Consider the following 14,201-nt stretch of genomic DNA (forward strand, 5'->3'; position numbering starts at 1 on the left):
ATAACTAGTCAGCATGAGTATAATAGCTTATTTTGTGATATATAGTTGTTGGAATTAATTGATAGAACATTATCAATAAAATCTAACATACTGTTAATGCAAAATACTTTATACATCTTTGACTAGTTATTTTATTTGAAATGTTTAAAGTTATAAATTTACACTGAGTTAAATTTTTATTATTTGTAATTGGAAAATAGGTAATCAAATATAAATGATTTGATCATAAGGAGGAGCTAATAAAGATGAATGATCTATTAAAAAGAATTTCAAAACTACCACCTGAAAAGCTAAAACTTTTGGAGAAACGCCTTAAAGAAAATAATATAGATATTAATAAAAATATTTTAGATATTAAAAAAAATAAATTTGAATCAATAGAACCTGTAGAAGATAGAAATTATTATTTGTTGTCATCTGCACAAAAAAGAATGTATATACTGAATCAAATTGAAAATGTAGGTATAAGTTATAATATACCAATGATAATGATAATTGAAGGAAATCTAAATATAAATCAATTTGAAAGAACAATGAAAGAACTTGTAAGAAGGCATGAATCCTTTAGGACAGCCTTTCAGGTAGTGGATGGTGAACCAGTACAAAAAATATATAAAAATATAGAGTTTGAGATAGCACATAGCGAAGCAAGAGAAGATGAGATAAAGAGCAGAATAGATGGATTTGTGCGACCATTTGATCTTAGTAAAGCACCACTTTTAAGAGTAGAGCTCATAAAAGTATCGACAAACAAACATCTGTTTATGATGGATACTCACCATATAATATCAGATGGAGTATCAACAGGAATATTTATAAAGGATTTTATTAATTTATATAAAGGTAAAGAATTACCAGAGCTTAGGATACAATATAAGGATTTTTCACAGTGGCAAAATAATATATTAAAAACTAAATCTATTGAAAAACAAAAACAATATTGGCTAGATAAATTTAAAGATGAAATACCTGTATTAAATATGCTAACAGACTATAAAAGACCTAACATAAAAAGTTTTGAAGGTGATGTAGTAAAATTTGAAATAGAAAAAGACTTAGTAGAAGAGATAAATAAACTTGCAGCTAAAACAGGGACAACCTTATATATGATATTATTAGGAGCTTATAATGTATTACTATCTAAATATACAGGTCAGGAAGATATAGTTGTAGGAACACCAGTAGCTGGTAGGGCTCATTCTGATCTAGATAATATAATAGGAATGTTTGTAAACACTGTTGCAATGAGAAATTATCCTAAAGGAGAAAAAAGTTTTAGGGAATTTTTAGAAGCAGTTAAAGAAACATCACTAGAAGCATATGAAAATCAAGATTATCAATTTGAAGAATTAATTAGTAAGTTAGATATAATTAGAGATCCTAGCAAGAATCCATTATTTGATGTGATGTTTACATTACAAAATATTGATACAGAAAATATAGAAATTGACGGATTAAAATTTAGACCATATGAATTTGAAAATAAAGTATCTAAATTTGATATTACATTAAGTGCTATTGAATCAAAGGAAAAGATAACTTTTGATTTACAATATTGCACGAAACTCTTTAAAAAAGAAACTATAGAAAGATTATCAAAACATTATATAAATATACTAAAACAAGTAACAAATAATGCAGAAATTAAATTATCAGAAATAGAAATTTTATCTAAAGAGGAGAAAAATCAACTACTTTATGATTTTAATAGTGATAAAATTGAATATCCTAAAGATAAAACCATACATGAACTATTCGAAGAACAAGTAAAAAGGACTCCTAACAATATAGCAGTAATATATGAAGACAAACAGTTAACCTATGATGAGTTAAATATGAAAGCAAATCAGTTAGCGAGAGTATTGAGAAAAAAAGGAGTTAAAGCTGATTCTATAGTAGGAATAATGGTAGAAAGATCTTTGGAAATGATAGTAGGAATATTAGGAATATTAAAAGCAGGAGGGGCGTATTTACCTATAGATCCAGACTATCCAAAAGAAAGAGTGGAGTATATCCTAAAAGATAGTAAAAGTAAATTGCTACTAACTAAGAAAAAAAGTTCAAGTAATATAGATTTTTTAGGAGAAACTATAGATTTACTAGATGAAGAATTATATAGATGTGAAAGAAATAATTTAGAAAGAATAAATAATTCCAAAAGTTTAGCGTATATTATATACACTTCAGGTTCAACTGGAAATCCTAAAGGAGTAATGGTAGAACATACTAGTGTAATTAATACACTAGTATGCATGGAGAAAAAGTATCCCTTAGGACATGAAGATACTCACTTGTTAAAAACCAAATTTACATTTGATGTGTCAGTAAGTGAATTATTTGGCTGGTTTGTAGGAAGTGGTAAGCTTGTAATAATGAGTAGTAATGAAGAAAAGGATATAAATGCTATTATTAATTTAATAGATGAACATAAAGTAACACATATTAATTTTGTACCAGCTATGCTAAATGTGTTTATGGAAAGCATAGGAGATGATTTAGATAAAATAAACAGTTTAAAATACGTGTTTGCTGCAGGAGAGGAATTAAAAACAGATATAGTTTCTAATTTTTATAGTAAGTTTAATACTATAAGATTAGAAAATCTATATGGACCAACAGAAACTAGTATCTATTCATCTAGATATTCAGTAGATAAAAATTTAAAATATATTAGTATACCTATAGGAACACCTATTGAAAATACTCAAATATATATTATGAATAATAATGAACTAGCACCAATAGGAGTTGCAGGAGAATTATGTATATCAGGAGATGGTCTAGCAAGAGGATATTTAAACAAGCCAGAATTAACTGCAGAAAAGTTTATAGAAAATCCCTATAAGTCAGGTGAAAGAATATATAAAACTGGTGATTTAGCAAGACGGCTATCAGATGGAAATATAGAATTTTTGGGAAGAATAGATCATCAAGTGAAGATAAGAGGATTTAGAATAGAGCTTGGTGAGATTGAAGCACAACTTCTAAAGAAGGAAAAGATAAAGGAATCAGTAGTAATAGCTAGAGAAGATGAAGAAGGTAATAAATATATTTGTGCTTATATAGTAGGAACAGTAAATTTTACTGTTAAAGAGTTAAGAGAATGTCTTTTAAAAGAGTTGCCAGAATATATGATACCATCATATTTCGTACAGTTAGAAACAATGCCATTAACACCAAATGGAAAAATAGATAGAAAGAGATTACCTAAGCCAGAAGGCGCAATGGATATAGGCATAGAGTATGAAGAAGCAAGAAATGAAATTGAAGAGAGTTTAGTAAAAATATGGGAAGATATATTGAAGGTCGATGTGATAGGAATAAATGATAACTTCTTTGAAATAGGAGGACATTCTTTAAAAGCTATGTCTCTTGTAAATAAGATATGCAAAGAGTTAAATGTAGAAATTTCCTTGGGAGAAATATTTAGAAACTCTACTATAAAGAGTATGGGAGAGTATATAAGAAATTTAGATAAAAGTATATATTCTACAATAGAAATTGTAGAGGAAAAGGAATATTATCCATTATCCTCTGCACAAAAAAGAATGTATATACTAAATCAAATTGAAAATGCAGGTATAAGTTATAATATGCCGATGATAATGACAATTAAAGGTGAATTAAATATAAATCAGTTTGAAAAGGCAATGCAAGAACTTGTAAGAAGACATGAATCTTTTAGGACAGCTTTTGAATTAATAGAAGGTAGACCAGTACAAAGAATATATAAAAATGTGGAGTTTGAAATAGCTTATAGTGAATTAGGAGAAGGTGAAATAAAAGATAAAATAGAGAAATTTATACAACCATTTAATCTTAGTAAAGCACCACTTTTAAGAGTTGAATTGATAAAACTATTAAAAAATAACCATTTATTTATGATGGATACTCATCACATAATATCAGATGGAATATCAACGGGAATATTTATAAAAGAATTTATTGCACTATATGAAAATAAAGAATTACCAAAGTTAAGAATACAATATAAGGATTTTTCACAGTGGCAAAATAATATATTAAAAACTGAATCTATTGAAAAACAAAAAGAATATTGGCTAGGTAAATTTAAAGATGAAATACCTGCATTAAATATGCCAATAGACTATATAAGACCTGCTACGAAAAGTTTTGATGGTGATTTAATAAAATTTGAAATTGAAAAGGAATTAAAAGAAGATATAAATAAGCTTGCAGCTAAAACAGGGACAACTTTATATATGGTATTACTAGGAGCATATACCATATTATTATCTAAATATACAGGTCAGGAAGATATAGTTGTAGGAACACCAGTAGCAGGTAGGGCACATTCTGATTTAGATAATATAATAGGAATGTTTGTAAATACCATCGTAATGAGGAATTATCCTAAAGGAGAGATGAGCTTTAAGGAATTCTTAGAAACCGTTAAGGATACTGCATTAGAAGCATATGAAAATCAAGATTACCAATTTGAAGAACTAATTAGCAATTTAGATATAAATAGAGATTTTAGTAAGAATCCATTATTTGATGTGATGTTTACATTGCAAAATATGGACATAGAGAATATAGAAATTGATGGATTAAAATTTAGTTCATATGAGTTTAAAAATAGGATATCTAAATTTGATATTACATTAAGTGCTATTGAAATAAAGGAAAAGATAACTTTTAATTTAGAGTATTGTACAAAACTCTTTAAAAGAGAAACTGTAGAAAGATTATCAAAACACTATGTAAATATACTAAAAGAAGTAGTAAATAATGTAGAAATTAAATTATCGGAAATAGAAATGCTATCAAAAGAAGAAAAGAAACAACTGCTTTATGATTTCAATGCTACAAATGCTAAATATTCTGAAGATAAAACTATATATGAACTATTTGAAGAACAGGTAAAAAATACTCCTAACAATGTAGCAGTAATATGTGAGGAGAATAAGCTAACCTATAGAGAATTAAATGCTAAAGCAAATCAGTTAGCAAGAGTATTGAGAGCATGTGGAGTCAACGCTAATTCTGTAGTCGGAATAATGCTAGAAAGATCTTTAGAAATGATAGTAGGAATAATAGGGATATTAAAAGCTGGTGGAGCATACTTACCTATTGAATCAGAATATCCTAAAGATAGAATAGAATATATGATACAAGATAGTAAAGTGGATATATTACTTACACGTCACAAATTATTAAAGAAAATAGATTACAGTGGAAAAGTATTAGATGTATATGATAAGAAAATTAATTTACAGAGTGAAGAAAATTTGAAGAAAGTAAATACTTCACAAGATTTAGCATATATGATTTATACTTCTGGATCTACTGGAAAGCCAAAAGGAGTAATGATAGAGCATAAAAGTGTGGCAACTATGCTTCAATGGAGAAGAAAAGAATATAAGTTAAATTCTATGGATAGTGTACTTCAGTTATTTTCTTATGCTTTTGATGGATTTGTAACAAGTTTTTATACACCAATTATCTCTGGAGCAAAAGTAGTTATTTTAACTGATATTGAAGCAAAAGATGTATTTGTGATAAAAGATAAGATATTATCACATAATATTACACATTTTATAACAGTACCATCTATGTGCTTAGCAATAATGGACTCTTTGACTACAGAAGAAGCAAAGAGTTTAAGGATAATAACATTAGCGGGAGAAAATTTAACTTCTAAGGTTGTTGAAAGATGTAAAAGTATTAACAAAGAAGTTGAAATAGTTAATGAATATGGACCAACCGAAAATAGTGTAGTTACAACAATTATGAGAAATGTTGATGTAAATAAAAAAATAGCAATAGGCAAACCAAGAGATAATACAAGAATATTTATAGTAGATAAAAATAATAAGGTTCAGCCAATAGGGGTAGCAGGAGAACTATGTATATCTGGAGATGGTCTTGCAAGGGGATACTTGAATAAACCAGACTTAACAAGAGAAAAGTTTATATTAAATCCATTCGAGCCAAATATAAGAATGTACAAAACGGGAGATTTAGCAAGATGGCTATCTGATGGGAATATAGAATTTTTAGGAAGAATAGATCATCAGGTAAAAATAAGAGGATTTAGAATAGAATTAGGTGAGATAGAATCACAGTTGTTAAAAAATGAAAAAGTAAGGGAAACAGTAGTAATATCTAGAGAAGATGAAAATAATAACAAGTATATTTGTGCCTATATAGTTGGGGATAATGAAATTAATGCTAAAGAATTGAGAGAATATCTTTCAAAAGAGCTACCAGAGTATATGGTACCGTCATATTTTGTACAACTAGAAAAAATACCAGTAATGTCAAATGGAAAGGTTGATAGAAGAGCATTACAGAAATATGATAAGTTTATTGACATAGGTACAGTATATGAGGCACCAAGAAACTTTATAGAAGCTAAAATGGTCTCTGTATGGGAGGAAATACTAGGAATAGAGAGAATAGGAGTAAAAGATAATTTTTTTGACTTAGGTGGAGATTCTATTAAAGCAATTCGTATTGTATCTAAATTAATTGTTGATTTTGAAATAAAAATAAATGATATTTTTGAATGTAAAACTATATCTCAGCTGTCTAAAAGAGTTTCTTTTAAGAAAAATAATCTTAAGATGAAAATTGATTCTTTTAAAGAAGTAGCAGTTACTTTAGAAAATTCAAGCAACAGTTCAATTTGTGATAAAAAGTTAAATAGTAGTATTATGAATTATCGAGAGTTAAATAAAGCATATGAACAAATTCATGTTATTAAAAAAAGAAAGTACAAAAGCATTTTCTTAACAGGATCAACAGGATATTTAGGTATGCATATTCTACATGAATTATTGAATAATGATGATGTAACAATTCATTTACTTATAAGAGGGAAAAATAAAGAAGAAGCAGAAGAAAAGTTAATGAAAAATTTTGAATTATATTTTGGAAGTAATAATATATATGAGGTTTATTCAGATAAGATATCCATAATAAACGGAGATATAGCAAAATATAATTTTGGTTTGGAAAAAGAATTATATGAAGTTTTAGCTGAAACTGTAGATTGTATTATTAATTCTGCTGCTAATGTAAAGCACTATGGTCATTATGAGGATTTTTATGAGGTGAATGTAAAGGCTGTTGAAAGATTAATAGAATTTGCTAAATTTGGGCAAAAGAAAGATTTAAATCATATTTCAACTATTAGTGTAGGCTCAGAAAAAGTAGATAAGGAAGATATGTTATTTAGTGAATATAACGATGAATTAGAAAATCACATTGATAACTATTATATAAAGACTAAAATAGAAGGAGAGAGAGTTGTCCTAAAGGCAAGGGAAGATGGTATTAACACTAATATATTTAGAGTAGGAAACATTGTTTTTAATTCAAGAACAGGGGTATTCCAAAAAAATATAGATGAGAATGCTTTTTATTCACAGTTAAAATCTTATATAAATTTAGGAGCAATGCCAAAAATAAATTCAAGTTATGATTTTTCCTTTGTTGATTATGTAAGTAGGGCAATTATTTTATTATATGATAGAGCAGATTTAAAAAATGAAATATATCATATATTTAATCCTAATTCTGTAACTCCAATTCTAGTAGGGGATTTATTAAACAAATTAGAATTTTCAATTGAGATGAAGTCCTTTGAAGACTTTTTAGAATATGTATATGATAACTATAATAGGGAGGACTTAAGAGAGCATATAGACAATTTCTTAGTACATTCTAATATATTGAACAATGAAGAGAATAAAGCCTTTGTAAGTATATGCGAAAAAACTCAGATATTACTTAAGCAAGCAGACTTTATATGGCCAAGCTTAAATTTAGAGCATATGAATAAAATGATAGATTATTGTAGAAAAGTTAATTTTTTAGAATGATAATATACTATTATAATTTATCAATTCTTATAGAAAAGTTGTTTGAATTTTATTTTACTATGTGGTAAGAATAGATAAACAAATCATTTAAAAGAATAGTGAAAAATATTGAAGCAATAGAAGATTTTTTAATTCAAAGAAAGCACAAAGATATAATTTATAACTAATTAAAAACTTCTTCTGTTATTTTTTTAAGAGCAACAATGCTGTGAAAATAACAGAAGAAGTTTAATCATATTTTTATTATTTTCTCTTTAAAAGATTAATATAAATTGAGAAAAGGTATAGATAAAGGAAGTTGATTCAAAAAAATTTTATTTATTTTAGTGGGAGGCTCGAAGAAAAACTTGTCACTGTCCACTTGTCATTATAATTGCTTAATTTAAGATGTCCAGACATAGGAACTTCTTCACTAGATTCATTTTCAAAAGATTTTTTTATTAAAGTTCCAGTATATTCGTAATCATAGATACCTTCTTCAGAAGAATTAACTTTAATTAAAGTAACATCTTTTACTTCTAGTGTATATTTGTTTCTATGAGAACTCTCAAGTTGAGAAATTATAATTTTTTCGCTAATTGTTATTAAATATAAATTCTCTTCAAAATAATCTTTAATAGGGCTATGTAATTTATCAGCGGATTCTGCACTAGTTACACCATCTATGCCAAGCTTTGCATATAAATCTATGCGATCCTTATCAAAGGTATAATATTTGATTACAACATCTTTAGCGATATCATCAGGATTTATGGTTTCAGATTTTTCTTTTGTACAACCAATTAAAGAAAATGAAAATAAAATACACAATATTGATAAAAGTTTTTTCATATAAATACCTACTTTCCAATTTTATCATTTCTATTATATCATAATTTTGGAACAACTTGAAAATATTAAGGATAAATATTGGTGTATTTTACAAATATAATAAAAATTTAGGAAATATAAAAAAATTTGATTAAACTGTAAGAAAATATTTAAATAAAGTAAAAAATATATTATAATTAAGTTATTATACTAAAAATGTTACATAGTATTTATAAATTTAAAATTTATTTTATATAGAGTTTTATTATGATTGGAGGTAAAAAGATGACAGTAAAGGAAAGAATAGAACAGTTAAGAGTGTTAATGAGAGAAAAGAATATTGAGGCTTATATTATTCCTAGTTTTGACTCTCACCAAAGTGAGTATGTAGCAGAACATTATAAATCAAGAGCATGGATATCAGGATTTACAGGGTCAGCAGGTACAGTTGTTATCACATTAAATAGTGCAGGATTATGGACAGATGGAAGATATTTTATACAGGCGGAAAAACAATTACAGGGAAGTGGAATTGAATTATTTAAAATGGGACAACCAACAGTTCTAACTTATATTGAATGGATAAAGGAAAATGTAGAAAAAAACTCAACTATAGGTTTTGATGGGAAGGTATTTCCTGTTTCCTTATATAAGGATATGTCATTAAAATTTACTTCTAAAAAGTTTAAAATTGAAACAAGATTTGATTTAGTAGGTGAGATTTGGGAAGATAGACCGGCACTTCCATCAGAACAGGTATTTATTCATGATATTAAATATGCTGGAAAAACCAGAAGCAAAAAATTAAGTGAAGTTAGAGATAGAATGAAGAAAATAGAAGCTAATTATTTTATATTAAGTTCATTAGATGATATAGCATGGTTATTTAATATAAGGGGAAGAGATATAGATAAAAATCCTGTAGTTATTTCTTATGCTGTGATAGATGAAGAGAAAGCTTATCTATTTGTTGATTTATCTAAAATATCAAGAGAAATAGCAGAAGAGTTAAAAGGTGAAAGTATTGAAGTTAAGTCATATGAAGAGATAACAGAATTTATTGAAAGTATACCAGAAGATAGAGTTGTAACATATGATCCATCTAAAACCAATGTAATGATTTTAGATGCTATAAGATCTGATATTAGTAAAATAGAGGAAGTAAATATAACAACTAAATTAAAAGCGATAAAAAATAAAATAGAAATAGAAAATACAAGAAAAGCTACAATTAGAGATTGCGTTGCTGAAGTAAGGTTCATAAAATGGTTAAAAGAATCAGTTTCAAGAGGTGAAAAAGTAACAGAAATATCTGCTTCTAATAAATTAACTAGCTTAAGAGCTGAAGATGAATTATTTATAGAACCAAGTTTTAATACAATAGCAGGATATAAAGAGCATGCTGCTATGATGCATTATAGTGCAACTCCAGAAACGGATTATGAATTAAAGCCAGAAGGTTTATTCTTAATTGATTCTGGTGGACAATACTATGATGGCACTACAGATATAACAAGAACAATAGTTTTAGGACCACTAACAGAAGAGCAAAAAAGAGATTTTACCTTAGTTGCTAGAGGTAATATTGGATTATCTAAAGCTAGATTTTTAGTTGGTACTGTGGGATGCAACCTAGATATACTTGCTAGAAAACCACTTTGGGAAGCGGGAATAGATTACAAATGTGGTACAGGTCATGGCGTAGGATATCTATTGAATGTTCATGAAGGACCACATGGAATATCTAGAGTTCCATCAAATGTTAAATTAGAGGTAGGTATGAATCTAACTAATGAACCAGGTGTTTATAAAGAAGGTAAGCATGGTATAAGATTAGAAAATACATTATTTGTAACTGAGGATGAAACAACTGAATATGGTGGAGAATTTTTGAAATTTGAAACTATAACATTTTGTCCTTTTGATTTAGATGGAATAATTCCAGAGATGATGACTGAAGATGAAAGAGAATGGTTAAATAATTATCATAAACAAACATATGAAAAGCTATCACCATATTTAAATGAGGAAGAAAAAGCATTTTTAAAATACGAAACAAGAGCTATATAAATAAGAAAAGAATTTCCTAAGTTTTTAGGAAGTTCTTTTCTTATTTATATACCAATTTCAAGATTAATTTATATGAAATAATTTTTAATTCTACCAATAAAACTAAAAAAATTCTTTATAAAAAATTTTTTATAATTAACGGAAGAATTTAATCTACTATAGAAAATAACAACGTAATTATTAATAAACATTATTTTATATAACTATAGACATAGAAAAATAAATATATTATAATAAAAATATAAATGAAAATGATTATCAGTATCATTGATAGAAGGTGAGAATTTATGATAAAGAAAAAAATTAAAAATAGATTAGTCGTATTATTAATTGGTTTATTAAGTTGTATAGTAATTTCAGCTATAGATAGGAATGTAAATGGAAAATTAGTAAAAGAAAATAATACTCCTAGCAAAGTTATTTTAATGAGTAGTAATTAATTTCTATAGTATAAAACTTTTAGCCTAGGTAAAAATAAGGCTGAAAGGAGTGAATAGTATGGATAAAACCAATAACAGCAATAATAAGGGTAAAAGAAGACAAAAGATAAATAACTTACCTAAAAATAAAGGAAATAAAAAGACTTCACCAAGATATGTAAATTTTGATGGTGAACCAACTGAATAAATAAAGTAGAAATCTCTTAGGATAATCCTTAAGAGGTTTTGTTTTTACTGTACATTTATAAATAGATGTATTATTTATATCCATAATATATAATAGAATTAATAGTAAAATCTGAAATATATTGATTAGGAGTGCACTATGGATAAGGTTATATTAAAGGATATAGAAAGATTAGAGAACTTTGGAAGACTAGATAAAGATATATTAATAGAAATTTGTGAGAAAAGTTACAAAACAAATTTTTATAGGGGACATCAACTCTTTATGGAAAGAGATATAGTAAATAATATTTATATAATTTTAAGTGGAAAAGTATCTTTATATAAAATATCAGAAGAAGGACAAAAGCGGGTAATATTTATATTAGGAGAAGGAAGTATAATAAATGATGTAATAATTGATAATGGAAGCTCTTCGGTAAATTGTGAGATTTTTGAAGATAGTGTTATTATGATAATTAATAAAGATGAATTACTAAAGCTTATGGAAAAATACTTTTCACTAACTAAAGTAGTTATAGAATCTATGACTAAAAAAATTAGAAGAACTTATAGACAACTAAAAAATACAGTGCCATTAAAAATTGAGAAAAAACTAGCAGCAAAACTTTGGAAGCTTTCAAAAGATTATGGAATAGATGGGGAAAAGGGCACAGTAATTGATATGACCATGACTGTTACATATCTTGCAAACATGTTCGGATGTTCAAGAGAAACAATGTCTAGAGCTATAAAAGTATTGGAAGATAAAAATCTCATAGCTATAAAAAATAAAAAGATAACAGTTATTAATAGAGAAAATTTAGCTAAATATTTTAAGGGTATGTGATAAAAATCACATACTTTTTTTTATATATCACTTAGAATTAGAGTGAGTAATAGGGAGATTATTGTTAATAATAGTGAATTAATTAACATAAATAGTGAGATTTTATATAAAATTTTCAAAATAAACTTAATATCCAGATGATTCAAAACATATTCTTATAATATTTAAAATTTCACTATAAAGAATAAAAAGTATAGGAGTGTACAATTATGGGAGTTATAATTTCTAAAGACAGGTTTAATGATGTGCTAAAAAACTTAAATGAAAAATATGAAATATATGCACCTGTAAACCTAAAAGGTAAGGGAACTTTTTCTGACACAGACAGAGTAAGATATGGATTAGTAAGTTCAATAGAGGAGATTGTAGTTGATGTAAAATCTCATTTTTCTTTTAAAGAAATATTACTGCCGATAACTCAAACTTTATTTTATTTTACAGAAGATCAATGGATTGAACCTAAAATTGATAGAAAAGAAATATTAGTATTTTTAAGAAGTTGTGATTTACAAGCTGTAAAAAGAATAGATGAGATATATTTAAAAAATGGCGACAAAGACCCATATTATAAGGCTATTAGAGGTAATGTAAAATTTATATTGATGGGCTGCAATAAAAGCTTTGAAAATTGCTTTTGTGTAAGCATGGGTACAAATAAAAGTGATAAGTATTATGCAGCAATAAATTTTAGAAATGATGTTGTAGAGTTAGATGTAAAAGATGAAGAATTATTGGTTTATTTTAATGATGTTGAAGGTAGAATTTGTGAAGTAAACCCGGATTATGTTACAGAAAATTCTGTAAAAGTTAATATACCAGAAAACTTAGATCAAAGAATTCATAATTCAGATATGTGGAAGGAATATAACTCAAGATGTATTAGTTGCGGAAGATGTAATTTTGCTTGCCCTACTTGTACATGCTTTTCAATGCAAGATATTTTTTATAAAGATAATGAGAAAACAGGAGAGAGAAGAAGAGTATGGGCATCTTGTCATGTAGATAATTTTACAGTTATGGCTGGAGGACATGAGTTTAGAAAATCGAAAAGTGAAAGAATGAGATTTAAAGTAATGCATAAGGTATATGATTTTAAGAAAAAGTTTGGATACCATATGTGCGTAGGTTGTGGAAGATGTGATGATATCTGTCCAGAATATATATCTTTTTCAAATTGCGTAAACAAGCTCAATGATGCTATGGAAGGAGAAAAATAAAAATGTCAAATATATATATGCCATTTAAATCTAAGATAATTAGCATAAAAAAGCATACAGATATAGAGTATTCCTTTAGAATGGAGTACTACGGAGATGTAAAGCCAGGCCAATTTTTTGAAGTATCACTTCCGAGGTATGGTGAAGCTCCAATATCTGTATCAGAAATAGGAGAAGGATATATAGAACTCACCATAAGAAGAGTGGGAGTTGTTACAGATGTAATTCATAGCTTTAAACCAGAAGATATCCTTTTCTTAAGAGGACCTTATGGTAATGGTTTCGATATAGACAACTATAAAGATAAAGAGCTTATAGTGGCTGCAGGAGGAACAGGATTATCTCCAGTTAAAGGTGTTATAGATTATTTTGCAGATAATATTGAAGAATGCAAAAATCTAACAGTATTAGTAGGTTTTAAAACTATTGATAATGTACTCTTTGAAGATAATATAGAAAGATGGAAAAAAACTTCTGATGTTACTATAACAGTAGACAGTGCAGAAGAAGGATATAAAGGAAAGGTCGGACTTGTTACAAAATATATACCAGACCTTAAGATAAATAATATAGATGAGGTTCAAGTAATAGTTGTAGGACCTCCAATGATGATGAAGTTTACTGTTTTAGAATTTTTAAAATTAGGAATTAAAGAAGAGAATATTTGGATTTCTCAAGAAAGAAAAATGTGCTGTGGAGTGGGAAAATGTGGTCATTGCAAGATAGATGACACGTATATTTGCGTGGATGGACCAGTGTTTAATTATATTAAAGGAAAAACTCTTATAGATTAGGGGGA

General features: G+C 27.0%; 8 protein-coding genes. 7 read left to right on the forward strand and 1 reads right to left on the reverse strand.

Annotated elements, in window-relative coordinates:
* The first annotated feature begins 245 nt into the window (after positions 1-245).
* The gene (locus ACY1IQ_RS13425; protein ID WP_461614421.1) at positions 246-7,850 is read left to right on the forward strand and encodes a non-ribosomal peptide synthetase; all 7,605 of its coding nucleotides are present in this window, start codon (positions 246-248) and stop codon (positions 7,848-7,850) included.
* 318 nt (positions 7,851-8,168) lie between these two features.
* On the opposite strand, the gene ACY1IQ_RS13430 is transcribed toward ACY1IQ_RS13425, so the two are convergent.
* Positions 8,169-8,681 (reverse strand): hypothetical protein, encoded by a 513-nt coding sequence (locus ACY1IQ_RS13430; protein WP_461614422.1) that lies wholly within the window; start codon positions 8,679-8,681, stop codon positions 8,169-8,171.
* A 264-nt stretch (positions 8,682-8,945) separates the two neighbouring features.
* On the opposite strand from ACY1IQ_RS13430, the gene ACY1IQ_RS13435 reads away from it, so the two are divergent.
* The 6 genes from ACY1IQ_RS13435 (at position 8,946) to asrB (ending at position 14,196) form a co-directional block, all read left to right on the forward strand.
* Complete coding sequence (locus ACY1IQ_RS13435; RefSeq protein WP_461614423.1) at positions 8,946-10,730, forward strand: aminopeptidase P family protein; 1,785 nt, start codon at positions 8,946-8,948, stop codon at positions 10,728-10,730.
* A 287-nt stretch (positions 10,731-11,017) separates the two neighbouring features.
* Positions 11,018-11,170, forward strand: coding sequence for a hypothetical protein (locus ACY1IQ_RS13440; protein ID WP_461614424.1), 153 nt, complete (start codon positions 11,018-11,020; stop codon positions 11,168-11,170).
* A gap of 58 nt (positions 11,171-11,228) precedes the next feature.
* Positions 11,229-11,357, forward strand: a complete 129-nt coding sequence (locus ACY1IQ_RS13445) for a clostri-philic family protein (protein ID WP_252120199.1) — start codon at positions 11,229-11,231, stop codon at positions 11,355-11,357.
* A 138-nt stretch (positions 11,358-11,495) separates the two neighbouring features.
* Positions 11,496-12,185, forward strand: a complete 690-nt coding sequence (locus ACY1IQ_RS13450) for a Crp/Fnr family transcriptional regulator (RefSeq protein ID WP_461614425.1) — start codon at positions 11,496-11,498, stop codon at positions 12,183-12,185.
* Positions 12,186-12,394: 209 nt separating this feature from the next.
* A complete protein-coding gene (gene asrA / locus ACY1IQ_RS13455; RefSeq protein WP_461614426.1) occupies positions 12,395-13,402 on the forward strand; it encodes an anaerobic sulfite reductase subunit AsrA in 1,008 nt (335 codons plus the stop codon).
* 2 nt (positions 13,403-13,404) lie between these two features.
* Positions 13,405-14,196, forward strand: coding sequence for an anaerobic sulfite reductase subunit AsrB (asrB, locus tag ACY1IQ_RS13460; RefSeq protein ID WP_461614427.1), 792 nt, complete (start codon positions 13,405-13,407; stop codon positions 14,194-14,196).
* The last annotated feature ends 5 nt before the right edge of the window (positions 14,197-14,201 follow it).

Source organism: Clostridium sp. Marseille-QA1073, from assembly GCF_054863625.1.